Here is a 22,232-nt window from a genome sequence, read left to right on the forward strand (position 1 = left end):
TCTATTTCATTTTAGATAACATATACATTTCAAACTCGCGGTTACTAGCATCCTGATGCTGCATTCTCATAGTTCGCAATAAAAGAGCATTAGTTTTGTCGAGTCTCTTTTCTAACCGGGAATAATCATTAAAAACAATGGTATTACTTGAATCTGCTGAACTAAAGTATGACGGTGAGAATGTAGGCAAATCCCAATCCGGGAAATCAAAACTAGAAATATCAACCTTATCAACATCGGGGAATACTTGCGCTCCTTTGGGGATATCCACTAATGTAGGAGTATCAGGAGTAATCCACGCCTTTCCGGAATACATGATAACTTCATGCTTTCCGCCATCTCCTACAAGTGCAGTACCACCACGATGGCCGGCAGAATCTTTCGTACCTTCTGCATAAGAAGGAATAGGAGTTGCGAGAATGGTTGCAACCTGAATAGCACCTAAAGCACCAATTACAATGGATAAAGGAATATTCGGTAATGCTTCAGTTATGGCCAGTGCAGTAGCTATTCCAGCTTGAGCAATACTCGTTGCTTTTTCCCAAATAGCTTGTTTACGTGCCATTTCTTGTTTTTGCTTTTCAAGTTCGGCATTTTTGGCTTCTGTTAAAGATTTAGCCGCACGCTTCCGTGCTTCTGCGTCTTCCTCCGAAATAGCGCCTGATTTTGCTAGTTTATCAACTCGCTCAACATCCTTATCATATTTCTCGTCGTTGGCATCTTGCTCTTCCTCTATCCTATCAATTTGAGCGTCATAGAGTGTAGAGGCAAGATTTCCAATAGCTCCTACTGCTTGAGAAGCTGTTTGCAGCCATTTTTTGAGATTTTTTTGACGCTCTTTTAATGCCTTATCATCTGCTTTAGTAACTTTTTGGATAGCACTTATCTGCAATTCTGCTTCTTTTTTAGCAAGGGCAGCTTTCAAAGCATACAACTGGGTGACAATCTTAGTACGTTCTTCAGCGGTAATATTCTCAACCGTTAATTCTAGTTCCAAAGCTTCAATAGCTGCTTCAGTTGTTTTACGTGCATATTCTAGCTGTAAATTGTATTCCTCTATCGCATATTGTTCTTCTGTTATTAGCTTAGAAGCTAACTTCTTTTTAAGAGCAAGCGTATCCATAACATACGCTGCGTCACGTATTTCTTGTTCATGAGCTGCATTTTCAGCAATCTGTAATATTTGCTCTGAAGCATACTTCCCGTAAGTTTCTTGCTTTTTTCTTGCGTATTTTTCATCTATCAGAATCACATCTTCACCTGTTTTTTCAGCAGCAGTGATTTCAGCTTCACGCTGAAGGTCTAATTGCCGTAACTTTAAGTCTAATTCTTCCTTAGAGCCTTTTTTGACGATGGAAAGAGCATTATCCACATCTTTCTTTTCACGATCAGAGTTGTACTTGATTGCATATTCATCTAGCTTCTCCTGCATTTCTTGTGCCAGGTTCTGACGAGTAGCAATTTCTTCTTTACTATAACCTTTGACAGCAACCATTTTCTTAGAATAGGCAACACCTATTTTAGCCAATTCTTTCTCTAAGCCTTCATCCATGAGGACGAGTTCCGACTCTTGATAGGTTTCCTTAATCTTTTGTTTTTCCTTAGCAGCTTTCTCCAGTTCACGTTTTTCTTTATCAGTTAGATTTTTGGTACCGTTGACCTTATTAGTATGTTCTGAAATATAATCTTCTTCATATGCTTCCACATTTTCAAGGATATACTTATATTTTTCACTACTTTTTTCAGCTTCAGTCCACATTCCAAACTGCATATTCCTACGTTTTTCATAGTCAGATAAAGAAACACCGGATTGAGCACGAGTAAACATATTGCTATCATGCATCGCTTTAGTAGTACGTTTATAATATAATTCGGCTTCATCTGCTGTCTCATTATATTTTGTAATTTCCTGGTTCAAATATTCTTTCTTTTCATCGACTGCTTTTCGGAATGCTTCATTAGAATCCATACCTGAATCCATATATCCTTGCCAAGCCTCCTTTATTTCATTTATATACCTTTCTTCAATCTTGAACTCGGAAGAAAGTTCCCTTTGATTTCTAATTGCATTCTGTATTGCTTCCTGTTCCTTTTCTTCCAATGACTTAAACTGTTCTGCTGTATTACGAACTCCACGTGCAAGAAAATCCAAAACACTTTTCATTGTTCCTCGTGAGTTATAAAAAGTCAACATAAGAGCTTCCCAAGCGGAAGATAAAGAGTGAATAGAACCCTTTACATTGTCTTCCATAGTATGAGCCATATCAGCAAGCTCACCATCAACACCAGTTATTTGTTCTCTTAGAGGAACGATTTTATCGGCAGCAGTCAAAAAAGCATTGAAAGCTGCAACACTACGTTTGTCAGTAAGTTCAAGGGTAGTGTTCAAATCAACACCTTGCTCTTTTAGTTTATTCAGCCCATCTACCAGTTCAGGCAAAGTACGAACGGGCTTACCCAGCGCTTTTGATAATTTTCCTGATTCATCAGCCAAATTAAGAAATATATTACGTGTAGCAGTGGCAGACATTGAAGCATCAAAACCGGCATCTGCTAATTTCCCCAATAAAGCCAAAGTATCTTCAATACTAAAATTGAAGGCTTTTGCAACAGGTCCTACAATAGGAAGTGCAGTAGCAAGATATGAAAATGATAATGCACTTTTCGAGGTGGCAACAGCCATAGCAGATACATAACGTTCGGTTTCACGAGTATCTGCATTGAACATTCTCAATGCAGCTCCTGACAACGAAGCAGCTTCCCCCAACTCTGCACCAGTAGCTTGCGCAAAACGCAAAACAGATTCAGTTGCATCTAAAATTTCCTTCCGGGTAAAGCCCAATTTTGCTAATTCAATTTGAAGTTCAGTCGCTTCAGAAGCCGTATATTTAGTTACAGCGCCCAATCGTTTTGCATCAAGAGTCAATTCTTTGATTTGGTCAGACGTAGTTCCTAAAATTGCAGAAAGCCGACTATTAGCATATTCAAACTCAACAATACTGCCTACACCTTCTCGAAGTTTTGTAAAAAGAGCAACTACACCGCTAACAACAGCTTGGGCACCAATATAACCGGCAGCCCATCCTTTCAAGCCAGCACTAACCTGGTTTAATCCAGGGGCAAGCTCTGTATTGAGCATTTTTCCAGTATTCCTTGCAATAATTCCCATATTTTGCATAGAATTATTGCTATTCTTTATCTCAACCCAAGCAGCCTTTACTTCTTCTCGATATGCTCCAATAGTCATTTTCTGTTGAGTATACCGGTCAGAGTTACGTTTTATGTAATCGGTATTAATTCCGATTGTAGAATTGAGACGAGCGAGAGTACGAATATAGTTTTCATCTGTATCTTTCAGTACATCAACCGCTTTTTGTAGCTGCTTGTTTACTTCTTTAGCCTGGGATCGGCTATGTACTTCCTGATTGGTTAGAGAAATAGCACTCCGGATAATCCTTAGCCGTTCCTCTTCTGATAAAACAGCTTTTCTACGTGTAGAATTACCTGTGTTTTGGGCTTTTGTCAGATTTACTTCCGCTTTAGCTGCTTTTTCCAAAGATGTAGCATTGTCCGAGCTCGCTTTAGTAAGTTTCTTCAGTTCAGCAGCAGACAACTTCTCTACATTCAACTTTTCCTCTATCTTCTTGCTGACAGTTTGAGTAATTTCAGACTGTTTTTTAAGAGCTTCGGTTAATTCAGCGGATGCAGAGTTAGCTGTTTTAACTTGAGTATTATACAATGTACCTAACTTCTCCAAGTCAGCAACTCCTTCGACATTCAGTTTTAGCCCTTTAGCCAATTCCTGTGCTGCATGGGTATAGTTAGCCCTGACACGCTCAATAGTGTTATCAAGTTCTATCAACTTCTGTAAGTCACTCTCTTCAACGAAATCTTTTAATTTTAATTCAGCCATATTACAGATAATGTCTATATTCTACAATCTTCCCTTTTATCTCAACTCCGATTTTATCAAAAGCATATGTTCCATCTTCCTTCTGATAAATTACATACATACAGCCATCCAGGATGGCCGCTTTTTTTGCAAGGTCACTAACACGTTCCAGTTCACTTTGCATTTTCTTTATCTCGCAACTACAAGCCATTTTTATCTATATCCACATTCTGAGAAGAAGTGTTCCATCCAGGGACGGAGATACATAATACTGAAATACTCTTTAGCAGTATCCCCAACTCCTAATATCTGCTCGCCATATTTTTTCTCAATAGAAGTACCGTCCGTGAAACCTTTCGTTGAGAAACGAAGCCCGGAATCAATTCTACCGGCAAATATGCTATCATAGAAAGAGCCAGTGATAAAAAGGTTTGGAACTTCAACTGGACGCGGTGGCAGATAGAGCATTTCACTTCTTAACGGCGGAGTAATCTTCTCTTTCCAACGTTTATACTGTTCAGCACGATTTTGCCATGGACCGGGCTCATTGAAATAAGTATCAGTATCATAATCAGGATTCAAAAGGTGTTCAGTACCGTCCAAACCTGAATATAGCTGTTCCTGAATACAGTCTACGAGTACATTCTTATGCTCTTCCATACACTTGACTACTTCTTTCTTGAAACCGGAAGCAATAGAATGAACAACCCTATATAATTCGTCAAAATCCGCCATGTAGTGAAAATAAAACGGGCCGGGCTGCAATTACACCCCAGCCTGTTGGTTATTTAGTTATCGTATCATACACTTCGGAGAGCTTCTTCTTGCGGTCAGCTTCCTTCAATCCCTTCCACACGACTTTAATGTGTGCGTTAATAAACTCTTCCTTCGTCATACTCTTTACAGCAGCTTCGACGAACGTAACGTTATCTACTTTCATGCTATCTGCTCAATACCTTCGATTCCTTTCTCAAACAACACAGAAGGAGCTTTCAACGAAGGAACCGCCCCGGCTTTAGAAACAATAGTAATGATACCATCTGCATATGTAGCGGAAGTTGCATTATTCATGATTTCGGCTGCACCATCAGCAATAAGACTACCGAATTCTTCTGTACGGTCATAGCCGCCGACAACTTCGATAATCTTGTACGCATTTTCAGTTTCCATCTTCTCAAGTACAACATCAACCACACCTTTAAGGAAATTCTTCGGATTGAAATCCAACTGAATATAATCAAAGTTCAACTGGCTATCTTCAGCATCTTCGTGTGAAAAGCTGACAGTCATCGCAGATTTAGCACTACTGGTCGGATACTGTGTTACTGTCGGATAAACAGTAGACATCGGGATACCAGCAAGAATATCTGTGCCGTCATTATAGCCGATCAGCATATTATCCTGATTCCAAAAGTAAACATCCCAACCTTTATTAGCACACTTCAAAAGCTGGGCATTAAGAATCTCATCAAATTTCTTCAATGTGAAGGTATCTGTTTGAGCACTCAAGCCGTTATACTCACTTGCTCCGTAACCAATAGGATTAACCTGGGGTTCTCCACCGTTCTTGGCATACTCCAGGAATGGCAAAATAGGGTAAATACGTCCGGGGCGGTCTGCATGGCACAATTCGGCCAACTTCTCACCTGTTATATCAGCAGGGAGTTTAACACCATGTTCTGCAAGGATAGCGCCTTTGACTTTCTTCCAGTCGATGCTGCAAACAGAACTACCGGTGTTCATCCGGGAACCCTTACACGTTCTAATCTTTCTCATTTTCTTCTACAATTAAGATTATTAATTTTTATTTCCATCGAGCGTATGTTTATGGCATCTATGGGCTCGCTCACAGCCTTACCGGAATCTGTATAGGCTCCGTATCTACCATACGAATAATTCTCTGAATAACTATGTTTCACTTTCTCGTCACAGTCGCAGTCGAACCGGAAATCTTCATATAATACTTCCAACAAACGTTTATAGATTGGACGGAGAATATTCTTGAAAGATGTAGTTCTACGTTCCTCATTACTCCACTCCTTACAGGATGAACAAACTATAATCAACGAAACCTTTGCCTTAGAAAAATAATTTGGATCACTTCTATCTTCATAAATTGGAGTAAAGAGTGCAACCAACGGGAACTTTTTTTCAGACTGACCAGGAGATTTACTGTATTCATCTAATATGTCCTTGATATATTGACTGCTACCAAAGATGTAATTCAATCTTGGTGACTTTACAATTTTTGCCCCACCTTTCCCATTGGGATAGAGAATTTCAAGACCTTCAGGAAGTTTTTTAACCACTTCTTCAAACAGCTCTGTTATATCTAAGTACATCATAAATTGAAAGTATTAATTGGAGTTAATAGATTCTTTTGAATCTTCAAACCAGTAAAAGGACAATCATCAGACATAGCCCATTCTACAAAGAGCCGATTCTTCTTCACCATGCTGTTCCAGACACTAACCTGTCTCTTGATCGGAGATATATACTCGTTAGCACATTTCAATCTTACAAGGCCGGTGATAGTAGCCTGTGTATTCATGTCGCGTAAAATGTGAAAGAACACATAATCGGCGAACGGTTCACTTAGCTTTTCACATAAAAGTGCATATCCGGATTGAGATTCATCTTCTTCCGAGATATCAACCTCATCTGAAGAATCCTCTTTTTCCTGTTCTATGATCTCCAAGTAATCAGTAATAGCTTGTGAAAGGCTAAAACCGACAGCAGAATGAAGAAATTCGGACTGAAATGCCTTGATATACCCGTTTATCACTTCATTTACAGCAAGCGATTGGGGCGAAGGTATTTCAGCGACCGAAGCGTTTTCTATGTGTCTAGGCCCTGACGTAAAATATGAAACATCAATCAGCATAACGATTATTATTTAGAAGCCTTACCCTTTCCGGTTTTCTTTTCATCTTCCACGGAAACGGCTTTGTTATCAACAACAGCTACTTCCTTAGCATCTCCGGCAGGCAATTCTTTCGAGTCGGCAGCCGGAAGATTCTTATTATCAGAAGGAACCAAAGCTTCAAGTTCCACAATACGAGCTTTCATTGTATCACGTTCATCTGTCAGTTCAACAATAGCTTTATCTTTCTCTGCAATGGATTCAGTAAGCTCACCGATTTTCGCATTTTTCTCTGTGAGCATACATTCCAGTGTCTTTCGAGCATCTTCTTCTGTCACCAAGCCGCATTCGGCAATGGGGATGAGTTGAATCATCCCTCTATTAATCCGAATGCGTTGCTCTTTAAACACATTGGTTACATCCTTGTCGTTACCTCTAAGTATGTAATCCATAATCTTACGCTTTAGTAATTGCAGCTTTCAATGCAGACAAATCTCCATAAGCAAAAGCCCATGGCATATAAATTGGGAAGATTACTTCTTCCTGTGCCATCAACACGACCTCATTACAGAGCTTGGATTCCACATCTTCAGCCCATTCAAGCGAAAGAATAGTATAATCTACCAAATTTGCAGCCTGGTTGAAGTCACCCACAAGATACTTACCGGGAAGAATACCACCATACTCGATAATCGGACGGCCAGCGATATATTTCACGCCATTAACCATTTTAATGATACCGAGATTACGCCCGGTTGTATCCTTCTCCGATTCCATGCCATTAACAGTCATCGAATTAAGAATAATAGCATTCGGGAAATACTGGGCGTATGTCATTGCAGCAAAAGCAGTTTTCACTACATCCTCGGAGTTTGGTTCCTCGATGTTCTTGAAACCAGCTTCATGAACACTGAATGTCATTTTATCAGCGGCGGTTTCAGCACCAGTGAAAGCGACACCTGGAATAAGGACACGCCCATCTTCCATTTTTACAAGAGCGTGCGTTTTGTTCAGTTCGGTAAGAACAGCAGCATTTGCAAAAGTGATACTCATGCCGTCAAGAATCAAATCTTGAGGTTCGGCAAACTCAATGATTACATCTTTGTCGCCATTATATCCGGAAATTGATTTCACAGCACCAGCGGCACCCATAAGGATAGCTGTACTGATAATCTTCTCTACGGAAGTTACCCCAGGGTTATTTACAATACCCAGCAAGTTTTCACCATTCCCGTCACCAAACAGGATGTTCCAATCTTCAGCCATCCAAACAGCTTCAGGAAGCATATTCAAAATATAAGAGCGAATGTACACTCTTGATTTCAACATACGTTTTGAAATACGGATATGAGTACCAAGTCGCTTTGTACCGGTCTGTATTTCCTTCACTTTGATGCTTGATTCCGGCAAACGACCGTTTTCTGTCACAAAACGGGCATTGCGATTGAAAGCATATACTTGAGCGTATGCAAGTTGAGGGTAAGCAGGGTCACCGCTTAATGTCGTCAAGACATCACGCATATGAATCTTCCTATTTGCCACCTGGGAAACTACACGATTCTGCTGCTGGGTAATCAACAAGTCACCTGTATAGTTGTCTGTCATGGAAACGACATCTTTCAAAGAGAAACCGTCAAACTCTCCTGATTTACGTGTCTTACCTTCGGCAAAGTCCTTGAATTTCTCTGAATCAAGCATTTCAGTCAATTTTTCATCAAACTTGTTGATAGCAGTCATTGACAATCCCTTTTGTTTCATCTTTTCGATACTATCACCAAGGTTCTTCACCTGTTCAACAAGTGCTTCATTATCTTTAACCAGTTGAGTGAACTTCTCACCGTCATAAGCCTTCAACAAGTTATTAATATCCCCAAACTGTTTAGTCACATCTTCCGGTGTTGCAATACCTTCCAGTGACTTGTTGACTACTTCACACATCATACCAGCAATGTTTTCCATGAAAGCTTTCTGTTCTGCTGGCAAACCGTCTGTTTTCAGATTAAAATCTGATACTACAAATTTTTTAATAGGCATAAAATTCAAATTTTAAGTTATTTATTCTCGAAACAACTATTCAGACTTTTGAAATCGAATAAAGTGCCATTATCAGCGGCTTTAGTCGTCACTCCATCGTTACCATTTTCTCCGTCATTCTTTTCTTGAGTGTCAACAGACGGCTCATTCTTTCCGGTAGTACCTTCTGGAGTATTTTGTAGAATAGCATTCGAACGATATACTTTTCCCCAACAATGGGGACATCTTACATAATTCATGAGGTCTTGCAGACTCTTTTCCGTAAACTCCTTATCAACAGACTTTACAGAATCAATAAGAGTGATAACCTGATTTCTAATCTCAGGAGTAAGTTTCTCCATTTCTTCTCTTACGATGTCCTGTGTTATCCATCTTTGATAATCAGCAGCATAATCGAGTACCTGTTGTGCGAAGGTATGCTCTGTTTCCGCATCATAATCAAACTGATAACCGCAATGAGGACATGAGACAACGGCACCACCGTTGAGACTCTTCAGCAATAAATTTAATTCCATATCGTAACTTTTTAAACGTTCATCGCTATATCCATGCTGCAAGAACGCTTTACGAACGAAATCGACAGCTTCCTTTATCTGCTCACCAGTAGCAGTTTTGATATTCACTAGGAACGTTTGAGGATTACTTCCCCAACCTGTCAATGTAGAATACTCCATCATTCGCCATTCGAACACTTTACAAGAATCAAGTGAATCCCTCTTAATAGCTTTGACACCGATGGAGTGTTCTAATGTGCGACCATGCTCTGCATACAGTTTATAATCAGCCAGGATATCCAGTGACATCTGTTTTTTGAGGTTCATTTGACCGGCCATAATCAGATTACCGTCCTTTTCTTCACCGCTCAATGGCACACCTAATAACTGGTCTGTACGATGATTCAGAAACCAACGCATTCGACCAATATTCTCTTTCAATGTCTTGTTGAATGATCCGGGCATGGATATGTCATTCTGTGAGTCCTTCACACCGATACCGTTAACCGCAACGGTAACGACACCTTTCTCATCAACGTCATTTGCCTTTGTCTTGTACTGAAGGCTTTTGATTTTCTCTTCCATTTTCAACTTCACTTTTTGTGTTAAGACTAAATATTTGTTTAACTATCTCTCGTTCCTGGTCCGACATTTCAAATAATGTTTTATCGAACATAGGTTCTTCAAATTTACTTTCACCAATCTGTGCCCGCCAATCATTGTACGTTATCAGGCCGCTAAGAAACTGGTCTTTGCACCTGGCATTCACATTGGTTTTAACTTCCTCGGCTTCTTTTAATCCTTCTTGCAGACAATCCACATCGGAGAAATCACAGTCCAAATAATAGCCACTTGTTTCAAGTCCCAAGAATTGGGTAAACTCACTACAAAACTGTTTTGCTAACGGAATGATAACAGAGGAATAGGCGCTCTTCTCTGCCGTAGATTGATTGCTAAAAGTAGACTGGTCTTTACGAGGAACCAATACAGGAGGAATACCGTATGCACCTGCAATACTAATAGCATCTGCAAGTGTTTCCTCAAAAGGTTGAAGTTCTGCAATAGTAAGATTGGTACGTACAAAGCTTAATGGAATATCAGACAAACCATATGGTAATTGATTCTTGCCTACCCCATATTTACCGTAGTGCTGTTCCAATATTTCTTTCTTCTCATCATTAGTCATTGCAATAGGCCCGGATTCATCTTGTTTCATGTTGATAAGGAATCCTAATCCACCGCGTTTTACATAAATCACATTACGGGCTTCATACACAGCAATAAGGTTTGATATCGGCTTCATTTGCGAAAAGAGACGGCTTCGCGATTTCATAAATCCATTTCCTGAATAATAATTCACAAGTCCATCCCTATCATGCCAAATTTGATGAGCAGGAATGTTCACAGTACTCAAGATACCATAGCCTAAGCGATAGCCACCGATTATTTCATCTTGATCGGCTACGCCAAACAGCGGAATACTACTTCCTAAAACAGGAAGTGCCTCTACACAATCGGCAGGAAGTTCCCAATAATTTGAGCAATAACGCCATTTTTCTGCATTTGAGAAACTATCAGACATTGCAGCACGTGTAAAACTGTTACCAAGACACAGTTTATACACAAAATGCTGATAAACATTTTGTTTCCATGTCATCAGGCAGTTAGGTCTAAGAAGTATCTGATTCAGATTCTTATTGTTCCAAACAACACTATCATCCTTCACTTTCTTAAACTGAAAGTTGGCACTAGCAATACGGGAAGCAATATAATCAATTGGGAAAAAGACTTCCGGAACAGAGTCAAAAAGGGACAGTAAGTTCCGAGAACAAACAAACGGAGAAGAAAATAAATCTTCAACAGTTATTTTTATCCCTTCAGAAAGTTTCTTTTCCTCACCTGTATCACTAATGACATCCAGTACAGGTTCTTCTTCAGACTTAGATTTTTTACGAAACCAGCTCATTTAATTTGTATTTGAAACAAATGTAGGGATATGAATAATCGGTTTCTCAAAACCCTAAAATCTTGAAATTTAAGAGGAATATAAAATACATGATAATATATTATAATACAATAAATTACAGCAAATTCGATTATGAATACAATTTTATTATGTAATATGCAAGACCGCTTAAAATTATACTTGCACTCTTGTTTTCACTGTTTATATTATAGTCCATCAGATTAGTGATGAACGCATTGTAATCCTGCGATTCTTCAAGCATTTTAGAAGATAACAGGATATTGTTTCTTATAAAGTCAGAGGTAGCAGCTATTCGTTTATCTATGTCCGGAAACTCTTTCCTTACTCTGACTTCAGTTCCTTTCATTACTTCCCTCAACTCACGTACAGTTTGATAATAAGCTGATGAACATTCAAACAAACATATATTTGCGTCATGGCCGGTGCAAGCAGCCTTGATTTCTTCAATAGAAGATGATTCCCTGAACAGAGCATCAACTAAGTGCCATTTATCACCGCATCGGAAAGCCTGGACAAATACAAATGTTCCTTCTATATTCGGCATGACATACAAAAGTCGCTGCGTGTACACATTTTGCACTTCTGGGTTGAAGAAACCAAGTATTCCTTTACCGGCATACAAGTTTCTCTTTCGCCGGTTACTAAACTCGATGTACTGCTCATTACATAAATCTACAACCACATATCGGAATGTGTCGGATATGTGCCCGTGTTCCTCATAGCTCTGCAAAGTTGTTTTATTCTTCACCTTAGTTTTGAGAATGGCACCATTGGCATCTTTCTGCACACTCATGTAATCCTCAATGGATACAGAACATGATTCGTCGATGTATATCTCTATGCCAGGAACGGTACAATCAAAGATAGCATTGATAAACTCACCAGTCATTGCGACACTCGGATTCTTATTGCCGACTTTATCCTCAATCTCAAATCCTTCTTTCTGTAAAGTATCTATGAACAAGTCCATCCAAGAACGTTTCTCATCATCGAAACTATTAGCGGATTTCGTTGAGGCGTCACCGTGTACGTATAATATGTCAGAATATTGAATGAATTTCAGATACTTGGCTACGAGTTTAGAAGATTTCTTCACTGTGTTGTTCGGGCTTTCGGCACACGTCTCATGGAATTGCCAAATTCGGGTACCGGTAGTAAAATCTACTTGCCAATACGATACACTGATATATGGCAGCACGTTATTATCTACTGATATATGAATAGGTAGGCTTGGAACATACTTATGTTCACCGCCATGTTTTCCACGGTTGAAGGAGCCGAAGAACTCGCTACCAGTACGAATAATGCCCCACTCTCCCAATGCGTACACATTGTAATAGTCCGGGTCATGAACTCTATCATATTCAAAGTCGGCAACACATTGCTCATCGTAAAAACCGTATGTACCATCAGGAGAACCAACAACCCAAAAATTATTCAGATAAGTAGATTGGATAATAACTGTATTTGAGTCCTGTTCCTCGATTTGCTTTGTACGAGGATTAAGTATTTGCCGAGGCGCATTCTTCTTTACGGATTTAACCTTAGTAAGTTCTTCCGGTAACTCTTTACCGGCAATAGTTACAGACATCGGCACATCATGCCATTTGTCTTTGTCTATGAACTCTTTCTTTATCCAGTGGCTCTCACTGATCGGGTTAAAGGTACAAATAATCTGCTGGCCTTTCTTACCACGCAAACGCTTACGTAGCTGCTTGAAATCCGGATGCTCGAACTCTGACCATTCCTCTAACTGAACACGCTTATAGTTGGAGATACCTTTTATCTTCTCCGGATCGTCAAGACCGGAGAAATCTATCTTAGCTCCATTAACCAGACATTTAATAGTATTCTGTTGGAACTTGAACAAATGGGATATGCCAAGACCGGCCGCAGCGACTTTATAATCTTCATAAATGGTTTTGAGTATAGAAGCTCCTACCTTACGCATGACAAGAGTGTTCTCACCGTCCTGTAATGTCTGTATCAGTATAGTTTGTGCAACACTGTACGATTTACCGGAAGATGAGCCACCATACAAGATAATGAAACGGATAGTCTCATCATTCAAGTACTTCAATAGATAGAATCCATTCGGATTTAGCTTCTTATAATTTATAACCATATTGTTCTAAAAGTAAGGTTTCTCCGTAGGGAAAACACCGATATTTACACTTTAAATTGTTCTATTCGTCCGATTTATCATTATCTTCAAATCCGATACGAAGTTCACCGACTTTATTTCCATCACTACCTTTGATGTTGACATTCTTATCGGCTTCCCATCCGTTCCAGGCACCAAGCAAACGAGCTGCTTCCGTTTTACCGTTGAACTCATAGGTAACTTCTCCTCTCTTATTCTGAATCTTCTTCAATGCATTTCGTGTACGCTTTGGAAGCTGCGAAGGACTTTTCATCTTTACCTTACCTGTTAGTTCATCGACAATATACAAGTCATTGGGGTCAGAAGTTATGATATCCATCAGTACACGTTCAACTGTTTCACGTTTAACTTCAGTTTCTTTCGCCCTCTTTTCTCTTATCTCTTTTATCCTTGATGAAACCTTGATGTTTTGCATAAGGGCATGAGCATTGCGCCAAACGCTCTCCTGCTTCATCCTAGAGCAGTCGTAAGCCATTCGGTATGCTTCACTTGCATTGCCATCTATGTCAACGTAATACTGGCAAAATTTCTCTTGTTTCAATGTTAATGCATTCTCTCTACTCATAGCTTCAAATTATTAAATTCCTGCATGGAGAAACAATAATTGTCACTCGACATGCAGGAATAAATTAGAATGGTTGTACACTCATAGGATTTCTATTTCTCCGCCCCCGCATTTTTTAGGAATTATCCTTTCTCCGCACGGCGAATATTTTTCTTACTCCGTCCTCGACTGACGTATAGGACAAAGGTACTAAATAGATACCCCGGTTCACCGATTGCTCGAAATTGTCAAATTCACGTTTCTCGTTAATCAACTCTATTTCAAGCGGTTTGTAGTATTTTACTAAAGATGCAAAATACATAGTAGTCACAGGCTGGACATTACAAATATTGATGAGCTGCCGGTTACATCCTATCGCATAGATAAGCCCCTCGATAACATCATCTATGTAAGTAAAGCACCGGATATTCTGACCGCTGTTGTATAAAGATACCTTTTCCTCGTTTAGAAGAAAACAGAGAAGAGTTCTTTCGCGTGGGGTTGGCCCATATACATTATGCAGTCGGCAGCCGGTTGCTGTCTTACAATAGATAGATGCGTATTGTTCATCGAAATACTTGCTTATTCCATACATTGAAGTAGTATTCTCCGGATTTGCCGTTGACGAACTGGCATATACTAACTTCACATGATATTGGTTACATGCATTAGCAACTCGCATGAAAGTATCAATGTTATCTTTCCTGATTTGTTCCAGGTTTTCATTAAACACGCTTGTTTGCGCCGCCAGGTGGAACACGCAATCAATACCACCATTCTTCAAGAGCTCACCGATATCTGATGCTTCATAACCATTCTTACGGTCTACTCTAATGACTTCAACACCTCTTTTTAATAATTCTAGGCAAAGAACTTTACCTATAAAGCCCTCACTACCGGTTACAATTACTTTCATCATCACAAAAATAAAAGGGCGTATCAGATAACTGATACACCCAAGTTCAACATTAAATAATAAAACAAATTACTTATACCAACGTCCACCACAATATCTGCATACAAAATAATCCCCCATACTGGTCATTTGGACTTTTTCATCAACACATATACGGCACATACAAATCTTGTGATACCCGTCTGATTCAGGTTCCAGGATTCTATCATATTCCCAAAATGACAATTTCCCCTTTACCGGGATAGGTTCAGGGAATAGAATGGTATTAGCCAGTACCCAATTATATACACCTTTATCTGCCCATACAGAAGGATGGTTCATTACACAATCGACTATTTCTATACTACCGATAATAGAACCAGTAGGCAAGTCACTAAAAGAAGTTTTATTCAAAATGCTTCCTGACTGAAGCAGTTTACTACTTTGAATATCAGATAATGAGCCCCAAGACCTCTTTTCACCTTTAGCGGCAGCATGAATAAGTACACGTCCTCTGAATTTCGTACTCCAGGAACGGTTTTCAATATCCTTGATACCGTGGACTATCAGTGAGGCCCACGGCTGTTTTATTGTTATTGCTTTCATTTTTGCACTTATTTGATTATTGGCTTATCTGATGTGACATCAAGGGGAAGAGAACTAACCTTATTGGTTATTTTACTGGGCCATTCTTGCTCTACATCAGATATGGCTTCTATAATCTTACCAAGAAGACGGACAGGCATTTCATCACAACAAGGGTCTATGAAAGATACATATCCTTTTTCATTGATTCTATACCGTATCAAAAGTTTCTTACGGTCATCTATGGTTCTCTTTTCACCCATTTTTATTATCATTTTAATGCATTCAAAATTCTATTCAGTATCAATAAAATACAAGATAGTATATTCACTACAATAATAAGTAACGCCACTTCTTTTGATGTACCGAGTATAAGGGTTGTTGCTGTAACGAAGAAAACAGTTATAAGCAGTAATTTCACTTCATGTCCTTTCATATTTAACTCCTTTCTTGATTTTACTTAAATCCCCATTCTCTCATATAGTTAATATTTTCCGGGAATCCATCTACTTCTATTGGGCTTAGGAAGAGCCGTTCACTTTTTACATCTGTATTACCCCATTTTATAGGTTTACATTCATCGAAGTCTATTCTATTAGATTTACTCAATGAGAAATTAGGCTGAAAGCCATATCCTTGTACACCATGTCCCAAATACCCACATGTCTTTATAGCCCAATTAAAGGCAATCTCTTCATGATAATGATTATTGGAATATACAGCAACATAGAGTTTTTGTTGAAACAAACCAGTTTCCGTTAAATCAGGCAGATAACTAATACAGAAATACTCAATCCTTGAAAGTATTTCTTTCACAAACGTCTCATACTTTTCACATTCTTCTTTAGATAAGAATTCTTTGTTGTCATCTGCAACATAGATTTTCTTAGTAACTTCTTTTTCTAACATAATTTACTCCTTTCTGATTTGTTATGATTCTTTGTCCCAATCAATTTTTTCATATGAATGGTCTGCAACCCAATCCCAATCACTATCATAAGGCCATTCTTCTTCATCGCAATTTTCTAGGCATTCGTCTGTATGCACATGATAGTTTGATTTTTCATCTGTTTTGGTGACAACTGAACGATACTGAATTTCTGCGATATAGTTCTGACCGTAACAGGCTTCATCAGAGATACCTTCTCCATCACCGTCCTTTAGCCAATATTCTGCTTCTTTCAACGTTTCAAACTCTTCATAGTCTCCGCTTGCAGCGTCATAAGCTACATAACGATAATTATTTTTCTTGTTCATATCTAATTTAGTGCTGATTTTATTTCTTTTTGGGTTATCAACATCTCTGCTTTGTATCGTTTTCCCTTATGAGTAAATTCGGTGCTTAATGTCGTTTTTGCTGAATTAGCATCTATCGCCATGCTGGATATGGTGATAAGACTAAATTGACCAATTTTGAGTTTATCTTCAGTTTTGGTACTATTAATATACTCAGATAATTTGGTATCTATCTGCTCTTGAGACAATGCTTGCTTTGCTTGCCATTCAGCACCTGCGATAAAATCTTTCTGTATTTCTTTATGCAGAATACCTCTATCTACTGGCTGATATACTCCGTCAGCGTACTTTTTAGCTGCTTCTTCGATTGTTTGCTTCATAATTACTTTGTTTTTTAATTAAATAATTACCATAACATCACGCTCATGGACAAAGATTTTATCTGTCACATAGTATGCTATGGCATTATTTTCTGCATCTCTTAATAAATCTTTTTTATTTATCCGATAATATGCATTAGTATGTTCAGCGTAAACCACCACTTCACGCACTCGTTTTAAATCATCCAAAAAAGACTGTGGATTGTACTTCTTAATTTTCTTAATGCTCATTTCTGATTTGTTTTACTTCAAATAAGACAATAAGAAAAACACAATCACGGAAATGACAATCGAATAGGAAAATAGAAAGGTATATTTAATCTTTAGCCTTTTCAATTTCTCTTCTAAGTTGGTAACTTGTTTACTCAACCCTATACAATTCTTTTCGGTAATATACTTATCCCTCAATTTCTTGTCAAACATATTCAGGTTTTCATTCATCCATTCCCTTATCTCAGGTTCAATTTTGTCTAATGCTTCCCAAATTTGATGATTATCACTATGTCTAATAAATCCGATTGGAGCAGTGAAATTTCTGCCATTCCTATATTGGTTAAACTCAATCCTTACAAGGACTTCATTTTCTTTCATAAAAATGCTTTCAGCCTGTTTCCTAATTTCTGCATCAGTGGCATTTGCCTTTTCTACCAATTCGTCATAATCAAACCTGTCGATTATGACAACATTATCTATTTCTTTGCTCATTATTAAATTAATTTGAGGGTTATCGTTTTTCTTCATCCTTCAAAAAGTTACTTCGGTTAGGATATATCTTTTGTTCCAGTTTCTCCATTTCTTCAATAGTTTTATAGAGATATTTACATTGTCTTCACGATACGATTAAATTCGATTATTTTTTGCAATATTCTCCCAAAAAGCAACGCCTTCAGGAGTATTATTAAAAGGGAATGAAATGACTAGAAATCTTTGAAAGCAGCAATCGACATCTAGCAAATTTTGTATCCGTTCTTCATTTGTCATTGAGAAATCAGAGCACTCAATGTTAAACGTCTCATTTGCTCTTTCTGTATTATATTTCCATTGATTGTAAACACCCAGTTTTACCAATTTTGCTATCTTATCATTCTTATTCATATTGATTGACTTTTAGTTCTTTACATCTATAAAGGTAATCGTTATTGACAAGTTTAACAAACAGAAACTTCGCCATTTTAACGCCATTTTAATCAGTTTTTTTCTTCGACAATTCACGTTTAAATCTTTCCTCTAAATCAAAAATGGTTTCTCCACTATTACGACGATATGGCCTATCAGTATTTAACTGAAGCTCTTCCAGCTTTCTCCAATACCATGGAAGGTATAAATACATATTCTTCAACTCCTTCAAGTTCTTATTTCCACAACACCAGCAACTCACACGATCAAGCAGTTCATATAGCCTTACTCCATCCTCATGCCAAACAAATCCTTTTGTGTAACAATACTGAAGCGCATCTGCTTCAGTAATGCCCCAATCACGAAGTGGTAAAACCCGATTAGGCCGATTTTCCTTTTCAAAGCGATGGGTCTCATCGGCAGCAATACCGACATAATCAATTCCATCTTTTGTGTGATCTTTCAACGCACGAAGTTTTTCACTCGTTCCCCACCGGCATGTTCCCCCACACCAACTATATCCTTTTTTATGGATAATATCGGTACCTCTTTTCTTAACCGGTCTTTCAAACATAGTCCAAAGAAAAGGCTGCTCCGGATACAGCTCCGTATATTTAATACCATTTTTTTTAAGAAAGGGCAAAACAGTATCACGAGTGTTATAGATTGCCTGAAACTCCATACCAGTATTATAGAAAACGACTTCATCCAACCGATATCCTTTTTCTATTAGCATGAAAAGCATTGCTAAGGAGTCCTTACCAAAGCTGACTGAAGCATAATATTTCATACAAATAAATAGATAAGTTACTTTTTCCTCTTTGTCCTCTCATTATTAACCTGTGACATACACATACGGCACCAGGAAGTCAATAGGTGATACTCTCTGCCTTCTCTCACAACTACACGGTTGTAGAATCTATATAGATAGAAATAATGTCCACAATGGGTGCACTTTTTCATCTCACGTCCTGAAGCATCTATAATACGATTACGAGGTTTGCGATGAATAAGAGTACAGTTTTTACACTCACCATCCTTATCACGGTACCGCCGGCAATGTGATAAGGATTTTACTCCACATTTAGCAAACATTCTACAATCTCTACGAGGTATTGATTGATACACATTCATGGCTTCCTCGCATTCAAGAATTTATTTACTACGCGAGAAAGTACATCCTCATTCTCCGGCATTAGCCATTCTTTCGCAACGTTCCAGGCAATACTCATAGTTGGATTGAAGTTATCCTTCCTGACAGTGTGATGAGACAAACGTCCTTCAGTGGGCTTCAAATCCTTATCGTGTAAGATACACAATCCATTTTCGAAGAAAGCACAAAACTCTTTGCCGGAAACAGGTTGAATCATTGGAACAGCAATATCAATGACTTTTAAAAATATACCAGCAGCCCAGTTTGTCAGTGCTAATCTGTCGGCGTAACCTGCATCAATAATTCGTTCAATATCATCAGGAGTACCCAGGCATGGAGTATGACATTGTTGTTTACAAATACTACATGAACACTGAACAGGTACACGGCCCGTTGACTTCATTACCCTCTGTAATGAGGTTCTTCTTGACAACTCTCCCATGATTATTCAGATACTGGATTCAATATTGATTTCGCACGTTCAATCTGCCAACGGCTAAGGTACGATTGCCAACAACTATTAAACCGAGACCAGCGAAAAGCATTATGTTTTAATCGGGTTCGGATTTCCTCACTTGGAATACCTGTAAAGAACAGTTGTAAGCGGTTCTCTTCGGAATTCTCAACTATACGAACATCATTAATGACATATTCCTTAGTAGCAGTTTCTTTCAACTGCTTTGCACGCTCCAAGCGTTGTTTAGCATCGCGAATACGTGCACTATTATTGGTAAGCGTGTAAGAGGGAAAACCGTACCCACCATAACAATCAGGTTCAATAAGTTTAACTACTTTTTCCTTCGAAAATCCTAATTCCTGAAGCTGTTCAACCTTAACGATATCCTTTATTTTTTTACTCCGGATTATCTTATTAGCAGCTTTCATCATGTTTTGAGCTTTCTCTAAAGATTCAACTTTTTCCTGTAGACGGTCTACTGCATCATCATCTCCTAAATAGATGGAATTGTTATTCTCGGCAGCTTCCGCCTTTTGTTCATAGTATTCAGCTTTCTCACCAAGTTTTACCGACTTTCCTAAAGTACTCCAAGAACGGTCTAGTAACCGTCTATGTGCACCCTCTGAATAATGTCCTACAAGTATAGGTTGTCCTGCTGGAATGTGTTCAATCATTTTATAGCTTTGATTATAAGCCGCTGTTGATTCTCTCCTCGCTTTTTCTGCAAGTTCTCTACACCTGTCAGCTCTTGCTTCCTGTTTTTCTTTTCTGTTCATAATTCCCTGATTTAATTTTGGTTTGACTTATTTTAAAAAGAAACCAAACTACTTAGCCGTGGTTTCTTCATTGGATAATTTTGCTACAAGGTCATCGAATAAACCAGGAACACGAGGTTGCAATGCCTTATATTCTTCTTGGAAAAACTCTTCCTTGGTTCTACCATGCTTCTTCCCTTTTCTCGTATGTACGTCGAAGGTGTATTCAGGAATGGGAATTGGGCAACGTCTAACATCATCAATCCACTTCTCTATGTCGATATTTCTTCTATCATAGATGAAGTTTTGCAAATGGTCGGCATCCCGATTCTTTCTACATTCACAAAGAAGGATAACAGCTTTGCTGACAAATATCCGACCTTTAGGTTCGGAAGCAGTCTTATTTACAAGTTCATGTCCTTGCCATAATGCTTCAACCTCTTTTGTTATGATGCCAAAGCAATCCTCTGCGCTAATGGTGAATAAACGCTTCCAAACATAATCTCTATATCCACTAGCCCACAACTCCAATGCAAAAAAGCCGGCTACCCCGGTATCGGCTCGTCGGATTGCTTTTTGCATTGCAGAACTCACCTCGAAGAAATCATATCCGCAAACTGTCCTAATAATCATAATTCTAATTTAATGGTTTGACTTTTAATTGATTACATCAGTAAATTTAGCTAAAAAAGACGAATATGGCAAACAGAATGAACGCCATTTAAACGCCTTTTTCACAGGTTATTAGAATTTGAATTTGCATGATATATTATACTGCACAAGTTGCTTTGTCTTGTCCTTTCCATTAGTGGTAGCACTCTTTAGCAAGATGCTATCTCCGAAATTCTTCTTGATGAAAAGGATAGATTTACGTTCTTCTTCCTGATTCCTGATAGCAGCAAGTCCCCCGGCATTCACAAAAGTGTTCTTTTGCTCAAAATTATACCGTAAATCGGTTAAAATCTTACGTTCTTTGTACTTCATGTAACAGGAAATCCAAAAATCTTCTTTCAAACGTATTTCTTCATTCCACCAGGTGTTTTTGTTATAGATTACCCCATAGCTGCAACCGGTTATCATTTTTGATAAGGAAAGAAAACCGGTTTCATCATACATCACAGGGGATATCCGGGCAGTGAAACCGAAAAGATGAACGTCCATCATATTGGCCATCTCAAATAATGACTGAATGATGTTAGTGATTCTATCCTTATCTTTCACCCGGCAGGGTTCACCCTTATCTGCATAAATAGCTTTACAGGCGTGGACATCATCATCGAGCATGAAGAGCTCGCCAAAATGTTTCGCCATCCAATTACGTTTAGGGATGAGGCCTATTACATCATCAGGATGAGTTACGATTTCACATTCAGGATTAAATTGCTGATATAAGTCTGCTTGACTTTCAGCAACACATATGATCGGTTCGTTCACCAGTTTCTTAGCAAACACCCGGTCATGGCGCTTATGACTTGGTATTACTATCTTGCAAGGCATGGCGAACGTCTTTTACATCAATTACATTAGATTTACTTACTTTCCCAGTCTTATACGACTTCATGTGCTGCATATCCAGCCTTTCACGGAGCCAGTTACTATCAACTTCATTGCTTGAAGTAATGATAAATAGCTCATGTTTTTCATCATACTTTGGAATAAGAGGATAAATGGCTGTAT

Annotated in this window: 27 protein-coding genes and 1 pseudogene; all 28 read right to left on the reverse strand. The window is 38.5% G+C overall.

What is annotated here, in order from left to right:
• Position 1: 1 nt before the first annotated feature.
• Positions 2 to 3,913, reverse strand: coding sequence for a phage tail tape measure protein (locus Q5076_RS08915; RefSeq protein WP_303012573.1), 3,912 nt, complete (start codon positions 3,911 to 3,913; stop codon positions 2 to 4).
• Between the two features lies 1 nt (position 3,914).
• Positions 3,915 to 4,103 (reverse strand): hypothetical protein, encoded by a 189-nt coding sequence (locus Q5076_RS08920; protein WP_303012575.1) that lies wholly within the window; start codon positions 4,101 to 4,103, stop codon positions 3,915 to 3,917.
• Positions 4,104 to 4,105: 2 nt separating this feature from the next.
• On the reverse strand, positions 4,106 to 4,627 hold the full coding sequence (locus Q5076_RS08925; protein ID WP_303012577.1) for a hypothetical protein: 522 nt from the start codon (positions 4,625 to 4,627) through the stop codon (positions 4,106 to 4,108).
• A gap of 49 nt (positions 4,628 to 4,676) precedes the next feature.
• Complete coding sequence (locus Q5076_RS08930) at positions 4,677 to 4,832, reverse strand: hypothetical protein (protein WP_303012579.1); 156 nt, start codon at positions 4,830 to 4,832, stop codon at positions 4,677 to 4,679.
• Positions 4,829 to 5,668 carry a hypothetical protein gene (locus Q5076_RS08935; protein WP_303012581.1) on the reverse strand — a complete coding sequence of 280 codons (840 nt, stop codon included), beginning with the start codon at positions 5,666 to 5,668 and terminating at the stop codon, positions 4,829 to 4,831. The genes Q5076_RS08930 and Q5076_RS08935 overlap by 4 nt, the downstream gene beginning before the upstream one ends.
• Entirely contained in the window at positions 5,665 to 6,237 is a 573-nt protein-coding gene (locus Q5076_RS08940) for a hypothetical protein (RefSeq protein ID WP_234129580.1), read from the reverse strand. Before Q5076_RS08940 ends, Q5076_RS08935 begins: the two co-directional genes overlap by 4 nt.
• Positions 6,234 to 6,776, reverse strand: a complete 543-nt coding sequence (locus Q5076_RS08945) for a hypothetical protein (RefSeq protein ID WP_303012583.1) — start codon at positions 6,774 to 6,776, stop codon at positions 6,234 to 6,236. The genes Q5076_RS08940 and Q5076_RS08945 overlap by 4 nt, the downstream gene beginning before the upstream one ends.
• 8 nt (positions 6,777 to 6,784) lie before the next feature.
• On the reverse strand, positions 6,785 to 7,207 hold the full coding sequence (locus tag Q5076_RS08950; RefSeq protein WP_303012584.1) for a hypothetical protein: 423 nt from the start codon (positions 7,205 to 7,207) through the stop codon (positions 6,785 to 6,787).
• 4 nt (positions 7,208 to 7,211) lie between these two features.
• The gene (locus tag Q5076_RS08955; protein ID WP_303012586.1) at positions 7,212 to 8,789 is read right to left on the reverse strand and encodes a phage major capsid protein; all 1,578 of its coding nucleotides are present in this window, start codon (positions 8,787 to 8,789) and stop codon (positions 7,212 to 7,214) included.
• Between the two features lie 17 nt (positions 8,790 to 8,806).
• A complete protein-coding gene (locus Q5076_RS08960) occupies positions 8,807 to 9,868 on the reverse strand; it encodes a phage prohead protein (RefSeq protein ID WP_303012588.1) in 1,062 nt (353 codons plus the stop codon).
• Positions 9,822 to 11,249, reverse strand: coding sequence for a phage portal protein (locus Q5076_RS08965; RefSeq protein ID WP_303012590.1), 1,428 nt, complete (start codon positions 11,247 to 11,249; stop codon positions 9,822 to 9,824). Before Q5076_RS08965 ends, Q5076_RS08960 begins: the two co-directional genes overlap by 47 nt.
• A gap of 130 nt (positions 11,250 to 11,379) precedes the next feature.
• The gene (locus Q5076_RS08970; protein WP_303012592.1) at positions 11,380 to 13,395 is read right to left on the reverse strand and encodes a PBSX family phage terminase large subunit; all 2,016 of its coding nucleotides are present in this window, start codon (positions 13,393 to 13,395) and stop codon (positions 11,380 to 11,382) included.
• 61 nt (positions 13,396 to 13,456) lie between these two features.
• Positions 13,457 to 13,999: a terminase small subunit gene (locus Q5076_RS08975; RefSeq protein WP_303012593.1), complete on the reverse strand. Its 543-nt coding sequence runs from the start codon at positions 13,997 to 13,999 to the stop codon at positions 13,457 to 13,459.
• A 115-nt stretch (positions 14,000 to 14,114) separates the two neighbouring features.
• Positions 14,115 to 14,897, reverse strand: a complete 783-nt coding sequence (locus tag Q5076_RS08980) for an NAD(P)-dependent oxidoreductase (protein ID WP_303012595.1) — start codon at positions 14,895 to 14,897, stop codon at positions 14,115 to 14,117.
• 66 nt (positions 14,898 to 14,963) lie between these two features.
• Positions 14,964 to 15,479: an ASCH domain-containing protein gene (locus Q5076_RS08985; protein WP_303012597.1), complete on the reverse strand. Its 516-nt coding sequence runs from the start codon at positions 15,477 to 15,479 to the stop codon at positions 14,964 to 14,966.
• Between the two features lie 8 nt (positions 15,480 to 15,487).
• Positions 15,488 to 15,721, reverse strand: coding sequence for a hypothetical protein (locus tag Q5076_RS08990; protein ID WP_303012598.1), 234 nt, complete (start codon positions 15,719 to 15,721; stop codon positions 15,488 to 15,490).
• Positions 15,722 to 15,914: 193 nt separating this feature from the next.
• Positions 15,915 to 16,367, reverse strand: a complete 453-nt coding sequence (locus Q5076_RS08995) for a hypothetical protein (protein ID WP_303012600.1) — start codon at positions 16,365 to 16,367, stop codon at positions 15,915 to 15,917.
• Positions 16,368 to 16,388: 21 nt separating this feature from the next.
• Positions 16,389 to 16,715: a hypothetical protein gene (locus Q5076_RS09000; RefSeq protein ID WP_303012602.1), complete on the reverse strand. Its 327-nt coding sequence runs from the start codon at positions 16,713 to 16,715 to the stop codon at positions 16,389 to 16,391.
• A gap of 2 nt (positions 16,716 to 16,717) precedes the next feature.
• Positions 16,718 to 17,074: a hypothetical protein gene (locus Q5076_RS09005; protein ID WP_303012603.1), complete on the reverse strand. Its 357-nt coding sequence runs from the start codon at positions 17,072 to 17,074 to the stop codon at positions 16,718 to 16,720.
• Between the two features lie 18 nt (positions 17,075 to 17,092).
• Positions 17,093 to 17,305, reverse strand: coding sequence for a hypothetical protein (locus Q5076_RS09010; RefSeq protein ID WP_303012604.1), 213 nt, complete (start codon positions 17,303 to 17,305; stop codon positions 17,093 to 17,095).
• Positions 17,306 to 17,317: 12 nt separating this feature from the next.
• Positions 17,318 to 17,815: a hypothetical protein gene (locus Q5076_RS09015; protein WP_303012605.1), complete on the reverse strand. Its 498-nt coding sequence runs from the start codon at positions 17,813 to 17,815 to the stop codon at positions 17,318 to 17,320.
• Between the two features lie 99 nt (positions 17,816 to 17,914).
• Positions 17,915 to 18,169, reverse strand: coding sequence for a hypothetical protein (locus Q5076_RS09020; RefSeq protein WP_303012606.1), 255 nt, complete (start codon positions 18,167 to 18,169; stop codon positions 17,915 to 17,917).
• Between the two features lie 88 nt (positions 18,170 to 18,257).
• Positions 18,258 to 18,980 carry a phosphoadenosine phosphosulfate reductase family protein gene (locus tag Q5076_RS09025; protein WP_303012607.1) on the reverse strand — a complete coding sequence of 241 codons (723 nt, stop codon included), beginning with the start codon at positions 18,978 to 18,980 and terminating at the stop codon, positions 18,258 to 18,260.
• A gap of 340 nt (positions 18,981 to 19,320) precedes the next feature.
• A complete protein-coding gene (locus Q5076_RS09030) occupies positions 19,321 to 19,785 on the reverse strand; it encodes a hypothetical protein (protein ID WP_303012608.1) in 465 nt (154 codons plus the stop codon).
• Between the two features lie 2 nt (positions 19,786 to 19,787).
• Positions 19,788 to 20,576 (reverse strand): DUF3560 domain-containing protein, encoded by a 789-nt coding sequence (locus Q5076_RS09035; RefSeq protein ID WP_303012609.1) that lies wholly within the window; start codon positions 20,574 to 20,576, stop codon positions 19,788 to 19,790.
• A 48-nt stretch (positions 20,577 to 20,624) separates the two neighbouring features.
• Positions 20,625 to 21,188, reverse strand: coding sequence for a hypothetical protein (locus tag Q5076_RS09040; RefSeq protein ID WP_303012610.1), 564 nt, complete (start codon positions 21,186 to 21,188; stop codon positions 20,625 to 20,627).
• 111 nt (positions 21,189 to 21,299) lie between these two features.
• On the reverse strand, positions 21,300 to 22,052 hold the full coding sequence (locus Q5076_RS09045) for a hypothetical protein (protein WP_368389377.1): 753 nt from the start codon (positions 22,050 to 22,052) through the stop codon (positions 21,300 to 21,302).
• A pseudogene (locus tag Q5076_RS09050) lies at positions 22,021 to 22,232 on the reverse strand (hypothetical protein); the annotation flags it as partial. The pseudogene Q5076_RS09050 and the gene Q5076_RS09045, both read right to left, overlap by 32 nt.

Source organism: uncultured Bacteroides sp. (genome assembly GCF_958445495.1).
Lineage (GTDB): Bacteria > Bacteroidota > Bacteroidia > Bacteroidales > Bacteroidaceae > Bacteroides.

Bases quoted from the DNA above. Each gene is read 5' to 3' on its own strand.
- Q5076_RS08915 (WP_303012573.1), bottom strand. From the start codon at position 3,913: ATGGCTGAATTAAAATTAAAAGATTTCGTTGAAGAGAGTGACTTACAG.
- Q5076_RS08920 (WP_303012575.1), bottom strand. From the start codon at position 4,103: ATGGCTTGTAGTTGCGAGATAAAGAAAATGCAAAGTGAACTGGAACGT.
- Q5076_RS08925 (WP_303012577.1), bottom strand. From the start codon at position 4,627: ATGGCGGATTTTGACGAATTATATAGGGTTGTTCATTCTATTGCTTCC.
- Q5076_RS08930 (WP_303012579.1), bottom strand. From the start codon at position 4,832: ATGAAAGTAGATAACGTTACGTTCGTCGAAGCTGCTGTAAAGAGTATG.
- Q5076_RS08935 (WP_303012581.1), bottom strand. From the start codon at position 5,668: ATGAGAAAGATTAGAACGTGTAAGGGTTCCCGGATGAACACCGGTAGT.
- Q5076_RS08940 (WP_234129580.1), bottom strand. From the start codon at position 6,237: ATGATGTACTTAGATATAACAGAGCTGTTTGAAGAAGTGGTTAAAAAA.
- Q5076_RS08945 (WP_303012583.1), bottom strand. From the start codon at position 6,776: ATGCTGATTGATGTTTCATATTTTACGTCAGGGCCTAGACACATAGAA.
- Q5076_RS08950 (WP_303012584.1), bottom strand. From the start codon at position 7,207: ATGGATTACATACTTAGAGGTAACGACAAGGATGTAACCAATGTGTTT.
- Q5076_RS08955 (WP_303012586.1), bottom strand. From the start codon at position 8,789: ATGCCTATTAAAAAATTTGTAGTATCAGATTTTAATCTGAAAACAGAC.
- Q5076_RS08960 (WP_303012588.1), bottom strand. From the start codon at position 9,868: ATGGAAGAGAAAATCAAAAGCCTTCAGTACAAGACAAAGGCAAATGAC.
- Q5076_RS08965 (WP_303012590.1), bottom strand. From the start codon at position 11,249: ATGAGCTGGTTTCGTAAAAAATCTAAGTCTGAAGAAGAACCTGTACTG.
- Q5076_RS08970 (WP_303012592.1), bottom strand. From the start codon at position 13,395: ATGGTTATAAATTATAAGAAGCTAAATCCGAATGGATTCTATCTATTG.
- Q5076_RS08975 (WP_303012593.1), bottom strand. From the start codon at position 13,999: ATGAGTAGAGAGAATGCATTAACATTGAAACAAGAGAAATTTTGCCAG.
- Q5076_RS08980 (WP_303012595.1), bottom strand. From the start codon at position 14,897: ATGATGAAAGTAATTGTAACCGGTAGTGAGGGCTTTATAGGTAAAGTT.
- Q5076_RS08985 (WP_303012597.1), bottom strand. From the start codon at position 15,479: ATGAAAGCAATAACAATAAAACAGCCGTGGGCCTCACTGATAGTCCAC.
- Q5076_RS08990 (WP_303012598.1), bottom strand. From the start codon at position 15,721: ATGGGTGAAAAGAGAACCATAGATGACCGTAAGAAACTTTTGATACGG.
- Q5076_RS08995 (WP_303012600.1), bottom strand. From the start codon at position 16,367: ATGTTAGAAAAAGAAGTTACTAAGAAAATCTATGTTGCAGATGACAAC.
- Q5076_RS09000 (WP_303012602.1), bottom strand. From the start codon at position 16,715: ATGAACAAGAAAAATAATTATCGTTATGTAGCTTATGACGCTGCAAGC.
- Q5076_RS09005 (WP_303012603.1), bottom strand. From the start codon at position 17,074: ATGAAGCAAACAATCGAAGAAGCAGCTAAAAAGTACGCTGACGGAGTA.
- Q5076_RS09010 (WP_303012604.1), bottom strand. From the start codon at position 17,305: ATGAGCATTAAGAAAATTAAGAAGTACAATCCACAGTCTTTTTTGGAT.
- Q5076_RS09015 (WP_303012605.1), bottom strand. From the start codon at position 17,815: ATGAAGAAAAACGATAACCCTCAAATTAATTTAATAATGAGCAAAGAA.
- Q5076_RS09020 (WP_303012606.1), bottom strand. From the start codon at position 18,169: ATGAATAAGAATGATAAGATAGCAAAATTGGTAAAACTGGGTGTTTAC.
- Q5076_RS09025 (WP_303012607.1), bottom strand. From the start codon at position 18,980: ATGAAATATTATGCTTCAGTCAGCTTTGGTAAGGACTCCTTAGCAATG.
- Q5076_RS09030 (WP_303012608.1), bottom strand. From the start codon at position 19,785: ATGGGAGAGTTGTCAAGAAGAACCTCATTACAGAGGGTAATGAAGTCA.
- Q5076_RS09035 (WP_303012609.1), bottom strand. From the start codon at position 20,576: ATGAACAGAAAAGAAAAACAGGAAGCAAGAGCTGACAGGTGTAGAGAA.
- Q5076_RS09040 (WP_303012610.1), bottom strand. From the start codon at position 21,188: ATGATTATTAGGACAGTTTGCGGATATGATTTCTTCGAGGTGAGTTCT.
- Q5076_RS09045 (WP_368389377.1), bottom strand. From the start codon at position 22,052: ATGCCTTGCAAGATAGTAATACCAAGTCATAAGCGCCATGACCGGGTG.